This window comes from Kordia sp. SMS9 (assembly GCF_003352465.1).
GTDB lineage: Bacteria > Bacteroidota > Bacteroidia > Flavobacteriales > Flavobacteriaceae > Kordia.
Genome location: NZ_CP031153.1, coordinates 3,284,680 through 3,304,852, shown reverse-complemented (window position 1 = coordinate 3,304,852; position 20,173 = coordinate 3,284,680). Strand labels below are relative to the sequence as shown.

3 protein-coding genes are annotated in these 20,173 nt (G+C 33.8%); all 3 read right to left on the bottom strand.

The genetic code is table 11. The features are described from left to right. Nucleotides 1-3 precede the first annotated feature (3 nt). From KORDIASMS9_RS14230 to KORDIASMS9_RS14220, 3 genes are read right to left on the bottom strand one after another with little or no spacing between them, the layout of a single operon-like run. Nucleotides 4-6,027, bottom strand: a complete 6,024-nt coding sequence (locus KORDIASMS9_RS14230; RefSeq protein WP_114903479.1) for a non-ribosomal peptide synthetase — start codon at nucleotides 6,025-6,027, stop codon at nucleotides 4-6. Further along, a complete protein-coding gene (locus KORDIASMS9_RS14225) occupies nucleotides 6,024-13,616 on the bottom strand; it encodes a non-ribosomal peptide synthetase (protein ID WP_114903478.1) in 7,593 nt (2,530 codons plus the stop codon). Before KORDIASMS9_RS14225 ends, KORDIASMS9_RS14230 begins: the two co-directional genes overlap by 4 nt. Nucleotides 13,617-13,620: 4 nt before the next feature. Next, a complete protein-coding gene (locus KORDIASMS9_RS14220; protein ID WP_114903477.1) occupies nucleotides 13,621-20,169 on the bottom strand; it encodes a non-ribosomal peptide synthetase in 6,549 nt (2,182 codons plus the stop codon). Nucleotides 20,170-20,173: the final 4 nt, after the last annotated feature.

Sequence of the window (20,173 nt, the reverse complement as noted above, 5' to 3'; positions counted from 1 at the left end):
TTATTAGTTTCTTACTTTTAAATGACTTGTTGAATTTTGAACAAAATGCTTTATAGTATCTTCGAAATCGTGAATGAGATTTTGTATTTCTCCTGAATTATATACGATCCCGTCATAACTAAACTCTATAAGCATTTCGTTTTTTGTGGGTTTTATTTCTATGTTAAAATCAAAAGAAGAACGCTCATAAGCGCTGGTCAATTCGATTTCAGCATTGGTCGCTTCTTGATTGGTTTGAGTTTGACTTTCTTCTGCAAAAATTTCATCTGTTGGAAAATTTTGAAATGTCAATACATTGTTTATTAGCGTATTATTTGTAGCGACTGTTTTTTCTATTTCTGAAAAATCTATGTGATGGTGATATAAACTATGTATCCAAGATTTTTGCAAAGCTTTCAATATATCGGAAGGCTTGTCTTTTTCTGTATAAGAAAGTCTAACAGGTATTAAATTTGTTAGCAATCCTATGATGCTATCTACATTAAAAATTTCATCAGATCTACCCGAAACTAATGTTCCAAAAACTACATCAGTTGTGCCGTTGTACTTTGATAGTAGATATCCCCAAACTCCTTGCATGAAAATATTTTGTGTAATGCTATATTTTGCACAAACTTCTTTTATTTCTTTTACAAAAACATCCGATATTTTGAGCGTTTGTTTATGCATTATTTCGGCTCTTTTTGGTTCTTTCAACGTGTTTGATGGCAGCACAACTGTTTTGGTGTAATTTGCTAAGTAGTTACTCCAATAATTCAATGATTTTTTAGCATCTACCATTTCTACCCAATTGATATAGTTAGAAAAGGCAACTGAATTTTCTTTTTGTTGATGTATATTTTCTGTGTTTGAAAGCAACATTTGCATAAAGTCTTGAATTAACAAGCCAATACTCCAACCATCTAAAATGATGTGATGAAAAGACCAAATAAGTTCGTAAGTATCTTTTTGAATTTCTATAAATTTTAATCGCATTAAAGCAGGCGAAGTAAAATCAAATTGTTGTTGTATTTCTTCTGATTTTATTTTTTTTATAAAAGTCGCTATCTCAGTTTCATTATTCGTTGTTGGTATTTTGATAAAAGTCAAATTGACATTACTAACATCCTTATTTACAACTTGATACACATCGCCTTCAATGTTTTTAAATGAAGTGCGTAATACTGCATGTTTGCTAAGCAATTTTTGATACGCGAGTTGAATTTTTTCTTTTGAGAGTCCTACGTTTTTTAAGCGATATGAGGATTGAGAGAAGTTTCGTTTTTGAGAAATTCCATGCTGTTGCTCATACATCCACTTTTGTCGGGGAGCTAATTTGTAAATATCTTCTGTAACTGCCTTTACGCTTGTTAAATGTGCAATAGTTTCATGCAGAGATGTTTCAAACGAATCTACCAATTGTTGTATCGTTTCAGTTTTGTAACAAGCGTTTCCATAAGAGATTGTCAATACAAATTCCCCTTTTACAATCATTCCGGTAACAAGCAATACGGTTTCTGAGGTATTGTCTGCATGCGTAGATAATCCGATACTTTCAGATGAAAATTCGAATAGTTGATCTGCTTTTGCTTCACCAGTTTCTTCATGTTGATCTGAATTCCCATCAAAATCTCCCAAATAGTTAAATTCTATCGTTGGTTGTATAGAAACAGCTAATTCGTCAGATAGATACGATAATATTCCATATCCTATTCCGTTGTTTGGAATTCGCTTTAATTGCTTTTTGAGTTTTAACAAACTGCTCAAAGGATTGGAACTGTCAGCAGCTTTTAGCACAAAAGGATAGTTTGTCGTAAACCAGCCTATTGTTCTACTGATATCAATGTCTTTGTCTATGTCTTCTCTTCCATGTCCTTCAAGAAGTACCAGACTTTCCTGTATTCCAAAAACTTTTTGCAATGAAGTACTTAAATTTAGTAATAATACATCGCTGATACTTGTATTATAAATCCCATTGATTTCCGTTTTTAAAATCGCCGTTTTTTCTGTATCAAGTGTAAACGATATGTTTTCGTTTATCTTAACATTTTCTGTATCAAACTCAAAGTCAGTTGGCAAACTAGGAATGTTGGAATCAGCAATTTCCTCCCAAATTTCTTTTTCAGTATTTAAGTGACCATTTTTAATATATTCTTGTTGACAACGCACCCAACTTAGATAAGAATCTGATTTGAATTGCAGCACATTTGTATTACTTTCTTTTTGACTGTATACTAATCCTAAATCTTCCATTATTATTCGCCAAGAAATCCCATCCATTATTAAGTGATGACTTATCATAGCGAGTCTATCTCCATCATGCAATCTGAATATGACCATTTTAAAAAGCGAAGCATTTTTTAACTGAAAACTTGATTGAAGTTGTGTTCCTATTTCTTCCATTTTAGCAATAGCATCCACTTCATTTCTAAGATCATAGATTTCAACAGCATAGTCTTCTTCATGAAATTTTGCTATGTATTGTACCCAATTATTGTTTACAGTATCAAAACGCAATCTAAGTCCATCGTGATGCGCTACTAATTTTCTAAAAGCTGCATTTAACTTGGAAAACGCTATAATTTCCGTGAATTTTAGTAAAATAGATTGGTTGTAATAGTTTGGTACTTTTATATTTTTATCTTGTATAAAAGCTTGTTGAATTGGTGACAATGCTATAGTTCCATCTACTTGATATTTTTTGACACTTTTAGCGGCTTTTTTGATATGTTTTGCCAAATTTTCTAAAACAGGAATGCTTAGTAGCAAATCAATTTTTAAAGCGTATCCATTTCGTTTGAGTTGTGATATGACTTGAATCGATTTGATAGAATCACCACCCAAACTGTAAAAATTATCTTTGATTCCTATGTGTTCTCTACGCAAAACTTTTTCCCAAGTGTTGGCTAAAACAATTTCTTCTGGGGTTGTTGGCGGTACATATTCTCCTTTTAGTTTGTATTCTTCCTCAAGACTTTGAAGTGCTTTTTTATCTATTTTCCCGTTAGGTGTTAAGGGTATAATATCGAGTTGATAATAACTATTTGGTAACATATAAGGCGGCAACTTTGTAATTAAATAATTATTTAATTCGTTGGCGTTTTGTGATGTTTCAGCAGTTATATATGCTACCAATTGATCGTTATCCGTTTCTTCAGACTTTAGAAGTTGTACTACGACTTCTTTTACGGCTTCTTTGGTGAGTAATTTTTTTTCTATTTCACCTAATTCAATGCGATATCCTCTAAGTTTTACTTGATCGTCTTCTCTTCCAATGTATTCTATATTTCCATCGTTTAGCCATCTGCCTAAATCACCCGTTTTATAAACGCTTCCGCCTGCTACAAAAGGATCCTCAATAAATTTCTTTTGTGTGAGTTCTTTTTTGTTTAAATATCCGCGTGTAATTCCTAAGCCGCCAATACACATTTCGCCCACAACTCCTTTGGGAACAAGTTTATTTTGTGCGTCAAGAATGTACACAGTATTGTTTGGAAATGGAATGCCAATAGGCATGCTAATGTTTTTGTTGATGGTATAATTTTTATCATATTCAAAGTATGTTGTATCTACAGTTGCTTCTGTAACACCGTAACTGTTTATGATTCGTATATGATCTCCAAAATGATTCACTAAAAAGTCAAACTTGGCAAAAGTTACTTTTTCGCCTCCAAGCACTAGTAATTTTAAAGAATCTGCCGCTAGGTTTTGCTCTTTTAGATATTCTACTAATGGCATAATTAACGCTGGCGGACCTTCAAACATACTGATCTTGAATTTAGTAATTAGCTGGTGCAATCCTTCTTGATCAAATTTTAATTCGTTGCTACAAATAACCATGTGTCCACCATTTAAAATGGAGCGACAAATATCTGCTACCGACATGTCAAAAGAGAAGTTTGCAAATTGTAATAAGTTTACTTGAAAAGTATCTAATTTGTATGCGTCTCTCCAGCCATAGTGAATGTTTACCACGGAGGCATGTTCTACCAAAACACCTTTGGGTTGTCCTGTTGAACCAGATGTGTAGATAGCGTATGCTAGATTATTTGGTTGTATGTGAGGACTTTTAAATTGTGTAGTATGCTGTGTTTTTTCGGTGTTGAATTGTTGTATTAATTCTGCATCGATCATGAGTTTACAATTGCTATCTTCTTCAATGTATTTGATGCGATCTTCTGGATATGCAGGATCAATTGGTACATAAGCACCACCGAGTTTTAGCACTGCAAAAATTGATATAATTACCCATTCACTGCGTTCTAATTGTATGCCTATAAAATCTTCTAATTCAATAGTACAATTGGCATTGATAAAGTTTGCCAATTGGTTGGATACTTCATCTAATTCTTGAAAACTCAGAGATGTATTGTCAAACGAAACTGCCAAGTTGTTTGGAACATTTTGAACTTGTGTTGCAAAGACATCTAAGATTGTTTGATGTTTTGGATAGGCTGTTTTGTTGAAATTGTTAAACTCATGTAATAACTCATGAATATCTGCTGGCAATAAATAGTTTAGTTCACTTATGTTCTTGCTTGTATCTGCCAGAATATTTCGCAATAAGCTTTTGTAATGCTTCAGTAGATTTTTAATCATTTCGGCTTCATACACGTCAGTATTGTACGTAATATTGAAGTGCAATTGTCCTGCTATTTCTTGAAATGTAATATCAATGTCAAATTTTGCCAAACACGCACCATTGTCTACTAGTATAGCATCATCAATGAGTGTTGCATGCGCTTCATTTGTATTTTCAGCATTGGCAAGTGTGATCATGACATCAAATAATGGATTTCTGCTGGTATCTTTTTCAAGTTTTAAATCCGTTACAATACCATCAAAAGGATAGTCTTGGTGTTCAAAACAAGCAAGTGTGTTTTTTATAATGTTTTCAAATTGCTTGTCAAACGTTAATTTTTGATCAATCTCGTTTCTTAAAAGCAAGGTATTGACGTAAAAGCCAATTTGACTTTCAAGTTCTACATGATTTCGCCCAGCAACTGGAGTTCCGATGATGATATCATTTTGTGATGTATATTTTGAAAATAGCACTTTCCAAACGGCAATAATTCCCATAAAAAGACTTCCGCCCTTTTCTTTACAGTATGCTTTTAAGTGTTGCGTATCTTCTTTTTTGATAACTGTTCCAAGATTTCTACCATTAAAAGTCATGACACGAGGTCTTCGCGCTTCACTAGGTAAATCTAATAAAGACACATTTCCTTCTAATTGTTTTCGCCAAAAGGATTTATGTGTTTCATATTTTGAAGATTTTAATTGTTGTAATTGCCATGAAGCATACTCTTTGTATTGGATTCTTAGTTCTGGCAATGCAGGTTTCTCATCTTTTTTATACGCTTCATAATATTTTAATACATCGTTTGCCAATATATTCATAGACCAACCATCACTGATGATGTGATGCATATTGTAAAATAGCACATAATTATCAGCTGCTGTTTTTAGTAAACTAACTCGCAATAAAGGACCATTGGAGAGATTGAAAGGCGTATTGGAATCCGTTGCTATATATGTATCAATTAATGATTTTTGATGCTCTTTTTGACTATAATCTTGATATGAAATTTTAAAGTTTACCGCTTCTTTTGATAGAATATATTGTTGCAACTCTCCATCTTTATTTTCTCTAAAAACGGTACGCAATATTTCATGGCGCTCCATAACTGCATTGATCGCTTTTTTTAAGCATGCAATGTCATAATTTCCATCTAAAACAATACTTGTAGGTATGTTATATGCTATAGAACCTTCTTCAAACTGACTTAAAACCCACAGTCTATATTGAGAAGGAGATACTGGATAGGATTCGCTAAGTGATACTTTAGGTATAGCACTAAATTCTTCATGATTGATATTTTCCAAACTTTTAAGGTATGCTATCAAATCTGTTTTATGTGCTTTGATTTTTGGAATTACTACAGGTGCATCTTCCTTTTTTAAGCCTTTTATACTGATATCATCTCCTTGAAGTCCTACATGAACATTGAGTTCTATAAGTTCATTAAATAACTGTTCTATTCTCATATAATATAGTTTTCTTCTTCATTAGGATTTTCTTCTTCCTTTTCAGAGAGCCATACTTTATGCTTTATAAGTAGTGAGAAACTCTTTACATCTGTTTTATTAAAAACTTCTTCTATTCGCATAGTTAAATTAAATTTCATATTCACTAAGTTCAACAGTTTTACAGACTTTAGACTGTCGCCTCCTAAATCAAAAAAGTTATCATGTATCCCAATTTTTTCTACTTCAAAGTGTAACACCTTTGCCCATATTTTTACAATTTCTTCTTCTATTTCATTCGTTGGAGCTACATAAGAAACCGTATTTGACAATACTTCTCCTTGTGTTGTAAACAACGTAGTTTTGTCTGTTTTTCCGTTTGCCGTTACCGGAATTTTAGCTACTTGTATAAAAATGCGCGGCACCATATAATCGGGTAATTTTTTGGACAGATATTCTTTTAACATTTTACCTTCTTGTGGCGTTTCGGAAGTGATAAAAGCTACTAATTCGTTGTTTCCATCTGTGTTTACTCTTGTAAGCACCACAGCATTTTCTAGATCATTTTTGGAGAGTAATTGATTGGTAATTTCGCCCAACTCAATTCGGTGGCCTCTAATTTTTACTTGATCGTCTTTTCTGCCCAAATATTCTATGTTTCCATTTGGAAGTCTTCTTGCCAAATCTCCAGATTTGTATAAGCGCTTTTGATCTCCGTGTATGTTTGTAACAAATTTTTCTTCGGTAAGTTTTTCTCTGTGCAAGTAACCTCTTGCCAAACCAGCACCACCAATACAAAGTTCTCCGATAACGCCGAGAGGCACTAAAGCCATATTATCGTCCAAAATATAACTTGTTAAGGTTGGTATAGACGTTCCTATATTGGACAAACCTGTTTTTATTTCGGTACTTCCTATTTCCTTGTACGTAGCATGAACCGTAGTTTCAGTGATTCCATACATATTTACCAATTGTACTGCTGGATATTTTTGATGCCATTTTTCAAGTTGTTTTGGATATAAGGCTTCTCCTCCAAAAATTATATATCGCAGATGCATTTCTTTGTCAAACGATGTTACTGCTACTTCTGACAAACCTTTGAAAGCCGTTGGTGTTTGATTTAAAACGGTTACTTTTTCTTGTACTAAAAGTGTATAAAAATCCTGTGGACTTCTTGTTACAGATTTTGGTACTATAATTAGTTTTCCGCCATGTAATAATGCACCAAATAATTCCCATACCGAAAAGTCAAAACAGTAGGAATGAAATAAGGTCCAGGTATCATGTTGATTGAAATGAAATAGTGGCGTTTCAGTAAAGAATAATCGAACTACATTCCTATGCTCAATCATCACACCTTTCGGGTTTCCTGTGGTTCCAGAAGTGTAAATTATATACGCGAGGTTGTTTGGTTTTAAGGTAGTTTCAACTTTGCTAGTGGCATACGCGTGTTTTTCATTTTTAAACCTTGCAAGTTCTTTTTCGTCAATAGTTACTTTACATTTACTATCGTTTTCGATATAATTGATTCGCTCTTGCGGATAGTTTGGATCTATGGGTACATACGCTCCGCCCGATTTTAAAACAGCCAATATTGAAATAACTAACCATTCACTAGGTGCTAATTTGATTCCAATTAAATCGTCAGGTACAATTGCATAGTTGGTTTTTATGTACTGTGCTAATTGATTGGCTTTTTCGTCAACATCAGCATACGTACATTCTTTTCCTTCAAAAACAATTGCTACATTTTTAGGTGTTTGCTGTACTTGTGTTTCAAAAATTTCAAGAATTGTTTTTTCTTTTGGATAGGCTACTTCTTGCGTATTGAACTCGTTCAGTAATTGTTCTTGTTCTTTATCACTTAGGTAATGTATGTTCTCAATAGATTGTGTTGGATTTTGCAATAATTCGGCAAGTAATTGCTTAAAATGCTGCATTAAACCAGAAACCATCCATTCTTCATAAATATCTGTATTGTAGGTAATATCAAAACTCAGACAATCTCCCAATTCGTTGAAAGAAAGTTCTAAATCAAACTTGGACATTTTGACACCATTGTTTATTATTTCGATATCGCCATTTTTAGGAAGTTCAAATTCAGTAACTTTTTTCCCTATATTTTGCAGCATAAACATAATGTCAAAAACGGCACTTCTGCTCATATCACGCTTTAACGATAAATTTTCCACTAAAGTGTCAAAAGAATAGGTTTGATGTTCATAAGCTGTTAATGCTTTTTCTTTTACACGTGTAAATAGTTCTTCAAAAGTATCTGTTGCAGTTACCTGATTTCTAAGAACTAACGTATTGATATAAACTCCTATTTGATTTTCTAGTTCTGCATGATTTCTTCCCGCAACTGGCGTTCCTATCACAAAGTCTTCCTGCGTTGTATATCGGTGTAATAGCACATGAAAACAGCTTAAAAGTCCCATAAATAAACTTCCTCCGTGTTCTTGACAGTATTGTTTTAAAGCTGTTGTATTTGTAGAAGAAATATAGGTTTGTAAGTTGACTCCATTATATGTTTTTACTTCTGGACGTATTTTTTGACTCGGTAGGTTACTAACGGGCAATTCTCCCGCCAATGTTTGCAACCAATACATTTTATGTGCTTCTTGTTCGGGTAATTTCATTTGCGCCAACTGCCAAGATGCATATTCTTTGTATTGTATGTGCAACGCTGGCAATACTGGTTGTGTTTCTTGTTGAAACGCTTCATAAAAAGCTAAGATGTCTCTTGATAGTATTCGTTTGGACCAACCATCACTTATAATATGATGTAGATTGAAATAGAATATGTATTGATCTTGTGTTAGTTTTAATAAGCTTACTCTAAATAATGGTCCTGTTTCTAAATTAAAAGGCTCATAAGCATCTTTTTCTGTGTAAGCTATTGCCAAAGCTTCCGCATTTTCTGTTTGGCTAAAGTCTTTGTACGTAATTTGAAAACCAAGTGCTTCTTTTGAGAGTATCCATTGTTGTAAATCTCCTTGTTCATTTTCTTTGAAAACGGTACGCAATATTTCATGACGTTCTATCGCCGCATCTAAAGATTTCCTAAACAGTTCAATGTCATAGGTTCCTGTGAGTGGAATATTTGCTGGCTCATTATAGGCAATTAACCCTTCTTTGAATTGACTTAATACCCATAATCGGTGTTGTGCAGACGATAAAGGATATGAGTTTGCTTCCGCTAGTTTAGGAATAGCAGTGTATGTTTCCTTTTCTTTTCCTTCAATTAAATCTACATGTGATCGTATGGTTGTATGCAGGTATATTTCTTTGAGTTTGATACGAATACCAAATTCTTTGTGATAGTTTCTGAGTATTCCTATCGATTTTAAACTATCGCCGCCAAGTGTAAAGAAGTTTGTCGTTGTGCTTATGGTTTCGGGCGCTATGTTTAAAATAGCACTCCAGATGTTTACAATTTTTTCTTCTGTTACATTTTGTGGTGCTACAAATTGTGCTTCTTTTAGTGTTGGACTGTCAAGTTTTTCCAATTGTTTTCTATCAACTTTACCATTTGCTGTTAATGGAATTTCAGTAAGTTCTACAAAACTCCCTGGAATCATATAATGTGGCAATTTTGAATGTAAATAGCTTCTTAGCGTTTCATCAATATCACTCGTGGAGTTTAGTACGATATACGCAACCAAGCTTTTTCCGCTATCTGTATTTTTAACAATAACAACCGCTTTATACACAGTGTCGTGTGCCTCTAATACATTTTCAATTTCTCCTAATTCTATGCGATAGCCATTGAGTTTTACTTGATTGTCTTTTCTACCAAAAAATTCGAGTGTTCCATTTGGCAACCAACGTGCCATATCGCCCGTTGTATAGATGCGTTCGTCCTTAGCAAATGGAGATGGAATAAATTTTTCGGCAGTTAATTCGGGATTGTTTAAATATCCTCTGGCAACACCTTTTCCTCCAATATATAATTTCCCAACAATACCTTTGGGACAGATTTGTAGTTGCTCATCTAAGATGTAGATAGACGTATTTGCAATGGGTTTTCCGATAGTATTTCCTTGTATGTTTTCTATTTTTTCACAGGCAGACCATATTGTCGTTTCTGTAGGACCATACATATTGTAAAGTGATGCATTTGTTTTTTCTTGAAGCTTCTTTTTTAGTGTATTTGAAAATGATTCGCCACCCACAATAATATGCTTGAGCGATTTTATAAATTTCTGAGAATTTTCGTCTTCCGCAAGTGTATTGAGGTAAGAAGGCGTTATTTGCATCGCCGTTATCTTCTCGTTTTCTATAGTGTTTGACGAATTTTCAAATTCTGCTCGCAACCCATTTAGATAGTGCAAACCTTCCAATACTTTTGCTTTGTCTACTCCGAAATCTATCAAACAGCCAATTTCGGTAACGCCAATATTTGCTAATGTTTTCACCATTTTACGACAGCTTTCTTTGGTTCCAAGCAAAGCCGCAGTATTCCAATATCTTTCAAAACCTACGTCTAGTAAGTCATCCAAATTATTTTCTTTGATATCTTGAATATCTACATCATTGGCAACTTGTTTGATGAGGTTTTCAAATAGACTTAGATTCGATTTTAAGTATTTTTTAAAAGGAGCTCTTACTTCTTCTTTTACCGTTTCTAAATCTTCGCCCAAATAGGTGTGCAACATTAAGGTTACTTTGGCATTTTCTGCAGCATGACCATGAGCAGTTAGCGTCTCTTTGTAGAGCTTTATATTTTCTTTGAGTTTATCAGTTCCTTGACCTAATAAGTGCGTAAGAATGTTTGCGCCTATTTTTCCTGCTTTTTTGAATGTTTCTGGATTTCCTCCTGCTGTAATCCAAATAGGCAATTTTTGCTGTACAGGTTGTGGAAATACTTTTATACTGACTTCGTTTCCTTTGCTATTAATTCTCGTGATAGCTTCTCCGGACCATAAGGTTTTTAGTTCTTCTATTTTTTCAAATAATATGGCATGTCGTTTTTCATAATTCTGAGGCTGTAAGACAAAATCATTGATATGCCAGCCAGATGTTAAAGCAAGTGATACTCTTCCGTTTGATAGATTGTCTACCACAGACCATTCTTCTGCAACTCTTATAGTATCGTGTAATGGTAAAACAACACTTCCCGATCTGATGTTAATATTATTTGTTATTGTGGCTAATGAAGCTCCTAATACAGAAGGATTTGGAAAGTTTCCGCCAAATTCATGAAAATGTCTTTCTGGCAACCATATTGATGAGAAATCGTGCTGATCTGCATATTTTGCCGATTCAATGAGGAATTCGTATTTGTTTTCTCCGAGTTTTGTGTTTTCATTAGAGAAGTAAAAAAGTCCAAAATCCATAGTGGCAGTTCCTTCTACATATTCGTCAAAACCATCTAATGCGGCAATGTCATTTTTTATTTGAACTTTAATTCCATTACACAACGTCCAACATAATTCTAAAATAGAAATGTCAAATGAAATTGAAGTGAGCGATAAAAAGTAATCCGATTCATTTAAGGAAAAGAACGTATTCATTCCAAGCATAAAATTTACTAGTGATTTATGCTCAATCATGACACCTTTTGGTTGTCCTGTAGTCCCAGAAGTATAAATTACATACGCTAAATTTGTTGGTGTTATGCCAGTAATTATCGCTTCTTGCGAATAGTTTTCTTGAACTTCATAAAATTTTGATAGTTCTTCAGAATCTATCGTAAGTTTACATTTACTATCTTTTTCAATATAGGCAATGCGTTCTTCTGGATAACTTGGGTCCATAGGTACGTAAGCTGCTCCCGATTTTAAAATTCCAAGTATGCTAATGAGTAACTTTTCACTTCTTTCTAATTTGATTCCGATTAAATCGTCAGGAACAATTTCATAGTTGTTTTTAAGATACTTGGCTAATTGATTCGCTACGGCATCTAAGGCTTTGTAAGTAAGTTCTTGTCCATTAAAAACTATTGCTACAGCTTCAGGTGTTTTGGCTACTCGTGCAGCAAATACCTCTAAAAATGTTGCTGCTTTTTCTGAAAGGATTTCAGTATCGTTAAAAGCATACAACAATTCTTTTTCTTCCGATGCAGTAATGTATTGTAAGGAACTGATGGCTTTTGTCGGAGCTTTTACAATTGATTTTAAGAGTTCTTTGTAATGAATCATTAGATTTTCTATCATCCATGTTTCGTATACATCTGTATTGTATGTAATTTCAAAATACAAATGATCTCCTAGTTCTTTGAATCCTAGATCAATGTCAAATTTTGACAAGCATTCACCATGATTTTCAATCGTATCTACTTCATGTTCAGAAATTTGAAAATTCGTTACTTCTTCTCCAACATTATGCAATGTAATCATGGCATCAAATAATGCATTTCTGCTTCTGTCATTACTAACAGCCAAGTCCTCTACTAATTTATCAAAAGGGTACTCTTGATGTTCAAAAGCACCTAAGATATTATCTTTAAATGCATCATAAAATTGATTGAACGTATCTGCTGGATTTACCGTATTTCTTAATACGAGTATGTTTAAATAAAATCCTATTTGATCTAAAAAGTCTTTGTGATTTCTTCCTGCAATGGGCGTTCCTACAACAACATCTGATTCTCCTGTATATTTGTAGCATAATACTTTAAATACACTTGTTAAAAACATAAATAAGCTTCCGCCATTTGCATGTAAATATTCGCGAATAGGAATTACGGTATCTGCTGAAATATAGGTACTTAACTTGCTTCCATGTACCGTTCTAATTGGTGGTCGCGATTGTTGACTTGGCAAATTGAGCCTTGGCAATTCTCCCGATAAATACGTTAGCCAATAGTTTTTGTGAAGCTCAAAAGTCTTACTTTTTAGTTGCGTTTGTTCCCAATGTGCATACTCTTTGTATTGTATGCGAAGCTTAGGAATAGGCTGTGTATTGGCTGTATAGAAATCATAATATAGCATGATATCTCTAGCAAGAATATCTATAGACCAGCCATCACTTATAATATGATGCATATTGTAATACAACACATATTGATCATTTTTGGAAGCCAAAAGACTGATACGAACCAAAGGACCAACCGACAAATCAAATTCTTTATAAGCATCGTTTGCTATGTAATTATTGATTGCTTCAGAAGGTTTTAGTTCTCTGCTAAAATCTTGAAAATCAACAGTTATGTTGAGATTGTCTAAGATATATTGCCGTACTTCTCCTGTATTTTCATCTTCTCGGAATACGGTGCGCAAAATTTCATGACGCATTACTACAGCATTGATCGCCTTTTTTAAGGTTTCTATATTGATATTGTCTGGTACATCTACGCTGTTGGGCATGTTGTAACTCGCAGAAGTTCCTTCAAACTGACTCAAAATCCAAAGTCTACGTTGTGATGAAGAAAGTACATACGACGCAGCCTTTGGTACCAATGAAATTTGTTGTGTTTCATCACTTTCAGTAGGTTTGTTTTTTTGCAAAAACAGTATAATTTCTGCTTTGTACTGCGCTATATTTTTCTTGTCTCCATCTGTTAAAGCCTTTACATTACCTCTAACACGTATACTATTTTCCTCTTTTCCAAGAGCAATTTGTATTTCTTTTTGCAATAAGCTTTTAATGAATTTATTTATTTCCATTTTTTTAAAAAATTAATTCATCATCTTGATATGACGATTCATTTTGGGCTGTTTTTAGTAATTGTAATGTTTCAATGATTTCCGCAATATTTTTAATACTTGGATCATGAAACAAGTCTTTTAAGTTGATATTTATATTGTACTGTGCGTTGATGAGTAAAATAACTTTGGTTGCTTTTAAACTATCGCCGCCTAGATGAAAGAAGTTGTCATGCACACTAATTTTTGCAACCTCCACATGCAGTACGCTTCCCCAAATGTTAGCCAATTCCTGCTCTATTTCGTTGGAAGGTGCCACATATTCTATTTCGGAGGTCATTACACCATCTTCTAGTTGTAAGAGTTGTTCTTTGGCTATTTTTCCGTTGGTTGTTAGCGGAAGTTTTTCTAATGCAAAGAATAAATTTGGAATCATGTACACAGGCAATTGGGCTTGTAAAAATGTTCGTAATTCCGCTAAATCTTGTTTTTCTTCAGCAACATAAAATGCAATGAGACTTGTAGTATCATTTGAAGTTTTGGTCAATACCACAGCTTCTTTGATTCCTTCTTTAGCAAGTAAACATTGTTCTATTTCGCCAAGTTCTATACGATAGCCTTTTACTTTTACTTGGTTATCTATTCTTCCGATGAGATTGATATTTCCATCCGCTGTCCATTGTCCTAAATCGCCAGTTTTAAAGAGTGTTTCTCCAGCTACAAATGGATTTTGTATAAACCGTTCTTTTGTCAACGTTTCTCTTTTGTAATAGCCTCTAGAAACGCCTTTTCCGCCTATATAGAGTTCGCCAATAACTCCTTTAGGGACGAGTTGCCGATTTTTATTTAGGATGTAAATCGTTGTATTTGCTATTGGTTTCCCTACCAAAATTTTCGATGAGTTTGGCGTAATTTGATAACAACTGCTTCCCACAGTTGTTTCTGTAGGTCCATATTCGTTGAATATGTTTATCTGTGGATTGAGTTTTTGAAGTGCTGCAATATGACTTTCCTGCAAAATATCTCCTCCAACAATCGCCGTTTTTTTGATGGATGCTTCCACGTATATTTCAATAAATAGATCAATAAAAGCTGGCGTGATTTTCATATTTGGAATATCTGCCGCAAGGAAATTTTGTAAAACTTCTGAAGTATCTTTTTCCGAAGAGAATATCACCAATCTGTTTCCTGTAGTTAGTGGCAAGAAAATACTTGTGATCGATAAATCGAAAGCAATAGACGTAAAAAGTCCAAAATCTTGTTGCTCGCTTTCATTGTTTATATACGTTTCAGCCGCCCAACACACATAATTTTTCAACGATTTGTGTTCTATCATCACACCTTTTGGTTTTCCTGTAGAACCCGAAGTGTAGATTACATACGCTAATTGCGATTCACTAATTGCAGTTTGTTTGTATGAGTCTGAAATATTTTCTTTGCGTTTGATAAATTTTTCTAGCACGCTTGCGGTTATATTTAACACACAATTACTATCATGTTTTATGTACTCTATTCGTTCTTTCGGATAGTTTGGATCAATAGGTAAATATGCCGCAGCACTTTTTAAAATTCCTAGTATACAAACTGGTATCCACGCACTATTTTCTAATTGAATTGCAATTAAATCTTTTGCGTTTACAGTGTATTCTTGTTGAAGATATTTTGCAAATTGATTGGATAGCTTGTCCAATTCCTGATATGTAAACGATTGATTTTCAAACACAACAGCTGTCGCGTTTGGAGTTTTTCGCACCTGTTTGTCAAAGATGTTTACTACTGTACCTTGAACATTGTATTGTTTTTTGGTGTTATTAAAATCATGCAATAGTTGATTTTGTGCTTTGGTATTTAAAAGTTCTATTGCTGTTAGTTTTGAAGTCGGATGCGTTACCATAAACCTTAAAATGGTTTCGTAATAATCCATCAATTGTGTTACTTGCAAATCAGCTTTTAATTCGCGACTTACACACAATAATAGACTCATGCTATTGGAAGATTTTGCATCTATGGTAAGATCTAAGAATGTATTGGTGCGTTCATAACTTTCTAAGGCTTTTGAATAGTTTGCAATTGTTTGAGAATCATTCTGTACTACGGCTTCATGAATGATATGAAAATCCGTATAATTAAATGTGACATCAAAGAAAGGGTTTTCATTTTTTGAAGATTCTCCCATTCGTTTTGCCAAATCGACAAGTGTCACTTTTTCTGCATTTCTTCGCGCTATACTTTTAGCTTGAATTTCTTTGATGAAGTCCGTTACCGTTTCATGCTCATTATCAAACACATACCTAAACGGTAAGGTGTTTAGGAAACATCCTAAAATTTTATCGCCATCTTCCACAATAGGTCTGTTGTTTCCAACTAAACCAATGGTAACATCATTTTCATAGATTAAAAATCTGAGTAAGTATGTAAATGCGCCAAGCATCACGGCTTTTAGTGGAACTTGTTGTGTTACTGCAAATTGTTGTATTTGTTTTGTGAAATTTGCATCGAGATAACGACTGTCCGTTTTGTAGGTATCTTGCTTTTTAAAGAGGTCTAGTTTTTCGTAGCCGTTTAATTCCGATTGCCAGAATATTTGATTGTTTTTTGAACGTTTTTGGCACCATTCATCCATAACCATTGCTTTGTAGGTCACTGCTAATTTTTTAGGAACATAGTGTTCGTTTTGAAGCAGTTTATCATAGGTCATGGTTAATTCTTGAATGAACGAAGCAACACTCCAACCATCTAAAATAGCGTGATGAAATTCAAAAAACAGAATGTTATCTACTGCATTTATTTGAAACATTGTCATTCGCCACAAAGGAGCTTGTAACTCAAAATGGATGGCGCGTTGCTGTTCTAAATACGAGGTTATGTATGCCTGATTTTCTTCTGTAGTGTTTTCTTTGAGTTGTACATATTGAATTGATAACGGATGCTTTTTGAGTACAATTTGCACATCTTCTTCATGACTTTCTAAATTGAACGTAGTTCTAAAAATACTGTGTTTGTTGGTAATGAGCCTTAGTGCTTTTTCAAATATATTTTTATCAAAGTTTTCCGTGGTAAAAGGATATAAAAACTGATCGTGATATACACCTAAGTCTTTGTTTACTATTGAAGCATAGATCATCCCTTTTTGAATATCGCTCATTGGATAGATGTCTTCCACGGATTCTGATACTGCATTTTTTGACAGAATAGTTTCTTTGATCGTTTTGATTTCCTGCTGAACAGCTTCTAAGTTATCTGATTCTTCCTGCTCATTTTCATGTTTTTGCAAGCATTCAACTAATAACTCAATGGTACTATTTGCATATAAATCTGATGCTTTTAAGTTGCTTTTAAATTCTTTGTTGATCGTACTTAACAAGCGAATTAGTTTGATAGAATCGCCGCCTTGAAGGAAGAAATTGTCTGCTATTCCAATATTATTTTTATCTAAAATTTCTTCCCAAATTTGAACAAGTTTAGTTTCTTGTGCATTTCTTGGGGCAATTTTTTCTATGCCAGTTTCTAATGCTTTTAATTGATTTTCATCCAATGCATTTTTGTCCAGTTTTCCATTAGAAGTTACGGGGATTTCATCCAAACTATAGTAGTGTGAAGGAATCATGTGACTTGGCAAAAATTTCGCAATAAATTTTCGAAGTTCTGATGTTGTTATGTTCTTATGACATACTACATAGGTAACTAATTGCTTTTCGTTATTGATTTCTTTGGCGATGACGACTACATTTTTTATAGCATCATGTCTGGAAAGTACGCTTTCTATTTCGCCAAGTTCTATACGAAAACCTCTTATTTTTACTTGTTCATCAACTCTTCCTAAGTATATAATTTCATCATTATCGAGTGAAAATTTTACACGATCTCCTGTTTTGTATATGGTTTCTCCTTTTTTATGAGGATTTTCTATGAATCGTTCTCGCGTAAGCGTTTCATTATTGAGATATCCGAGTGAAACTCCATGACCAGCTACATATAATTCTCCCGGAATTCCGTTTGGCAATAGGTTTTTGTTTTCATCCAACACATATCCGTGTAGTGTAGGCAGAAACCAACCAAGTCTACTTTCTTCGCTTTCTATATCGTTTGCTTCTATTTTTTTGTAGGTTACATGCACTGTCGTTTCTGTAATTCCGTACATGTTTATAAGCTGCGTTTTTTTATTTTTTTGATACCATTTTTTAAGTTTTTCAGGATGCAACGCTTCTCCTCCAAAAATTACATAGCGTAATTGGTGACTTTTGCTTGTTACATTGAAAACTTCTGAAAGCGAATAGAATGAAGATGGTGTTTGGTTGAGTATGCTTACTTTTTGATTCGTGATAATTTCCCAACACCTGAATGGATCTTTGGCTTCACTTGCTTTTAGTACAACCAGTTTTCCTCCGTATAGTAAGGCTCCAAATATTTCCCAAACTGAAAAATCGAAACTGTAGGAATGAAATAGCATCCAAACATCTTGATTGTTAAAGTCAAAAAGGTTTTTGTCTGGAAATAGCAGACTTAATACATTTTTATGTGCAACAGCAACACCTTTTGGCTTTCCTGTTGAACCAGATGTATAAATTACATACGCAACCTGACTTGGTACAATTTTCGTATTTATTGCAGCTGTTGTATAGGTATTTTGGTTGTTTTGAAAATCTTGTAGCGTTTCTTCGTTAATTGTTATTTTACATGCTGAATCTTCTTCTATGTAGGCAATTCTGCTTTGAGGATATTCAGGATCAACAGGAACATACGCACTTCCTGTTTTTAGAATTCCTAGAATTGTAACAAGCAACCATTCTGTACGATCTAGACTTACAGCAACTAAATCGCCATTTTTTATAGCGTGTTCTTGTTGTAAGTAGTTTGCAAATTGATTTGATGCATTGTCTAGTTCTTGATATGTAAGCGAATGTGTTCCATAACTTACCGCAATATTGTTTGGATTGTTTTTTGCCGCAGTTTCAAACATCTTTACAATGTTTGTATCGTTTGCAAATCCTGATGTTTCCGTAGGAGAAGCTACTATTTTTGTTTTTTCAACAGCAGTGACAATTTCTAATTTTTCTACGGCGGTGTCAGCATTATGAACAAGCTCTAAAAGCAATTTTTTGTAATGTTTTAGAAAGGCTTCCATTGCTGAATATTCATATACATCTGTGTTGAATACGAGTTCAATTTCTAAACCTGCAATTGTATTGTTTAGCGTAATATCAATATCAAATTTGACAGGTCGTTTTCCATTATTATATACAGTATCTCCTATATGGTTTGGATATGGAGTGATGCCTTTTAAATCATTTTTGTCTTCATTGAACACAATGATGATGTCAAATAAAGGGTTTCTACTAATATCTTTGGTGAGTTTTAAATCTTTAATTAGCGCATCAAAAGGATAGGATTGATGCTCATAAGCAAGAACTAGTTTTTCTTTTAGTTGTTGGTAAAAAGTCGCAAAAGAGCTTTCTTTTTTTAACGAACTTCTTAACGCAAGTGTATTTACATAACACCCAATTTGATCCATTAAACTGTCTTCTTCACGTCCCAATACAGGTGTTCCGATAGTTATATCTGTTTCTCCTGTGTATTTATAACATAGTGTTTTAAAGGCAGCCATCAAATACATGAATAGGCTTCCTCCCTTTTTTTGCTGAAAAGCAGTAAGTTGTTTTACTTCTTCTAGCGTAACAAAGGTAGAAATGGCGTGTCCGTTATTGGTTTTTAGCAGCGGTCGTTTTTTACGTGTTGGCAGGTTTATGTTTCCTGTTTTTTTTGCAAATTCTTGATGCCAAAAAGTTTTGTCTTGTTGGTACTGCTTTGTCTGTACTCTCTCTATTTCCCAAGCTGCATAATCTTTATATTGTATGTGTAATGGTGTCAATACAGGCTGTTCCCCATTTTTGAAAGCTTTGTAGTATGCAAATACATCTTTAGCCAATACATTCATAGACCAACCATCGGAGATAATGTGATGTATGTTGTAATAGAAAATAGTGTGCGTTTCAGACATTTTTATCAAACTTGCGCGTAACAAAGGCCCTTTTTCTAAATTGAATGCTTTGTATGTATCTGAACTGATGTAATCATTAGCCAGTTGTTGCTTGTTGACTGCTGTACTAAAATCTTTGTGTGTAATTGTAAAGTCTAAAGCTGCTGTGCTAAGTACCTTTTGTTGTACTGTTCCTGAATCGTCTTGTTTAAAAACGGTACGTAATATTTCATGACGTTCTATGACTGCGTTTAGTGCTTTTTTGAAGCATTCCAAATCATAATCTCCGTCTAAAGGTATGTCGGCTGGCATGTTGTATGCGATAGATACTTCTTCAAACTGACTTAAAATCCACAAGCGATACTGCGCTGGCGATATGGGATAGTTTTCAGCTTCCGCAATTTTTTGAATTCCTGTTTGAGTTGTTTCTTTTGTTACAGATCTATTCAAATAGTCAATCAATGCTTGTTTGTTATTTTTTAATTCTAATAACAAATCTGGAGGAAAATCGCCTTCAACATTTCCGATGACAAGATTGTTGTCTTGAACAGCTAATGTTATGTGTAACGCTTTGAGTTTTTCTATTAATTCTTTCATGCTA

Bases quoted from the DNA above. Each gene is read 5' to 3' on its own strand.
- KORDIASMS9_RS14220 (WP_114903477.1), bottom strand. From the start codon at position 20,169: ATGAAAGAATTAATAGAAAAACTCAAAGCGTTACACATAACATTAGCT.
- KORDIASMS9_RS14225 (WP_114903478.1), bottom strand. From the start codon at position 13,616: ATGGAAATAAATAAATTCATTAAAAGCTTATTGCAAAAAGAAATACAA.
- KORDIASMS9_RS14230 (WP_114903479.1), bottom strand. From the start codon at position 6,027: ATGAGAATAGAACAGTTATTTAATGAACTTATAGAACTCAATGTTCAT.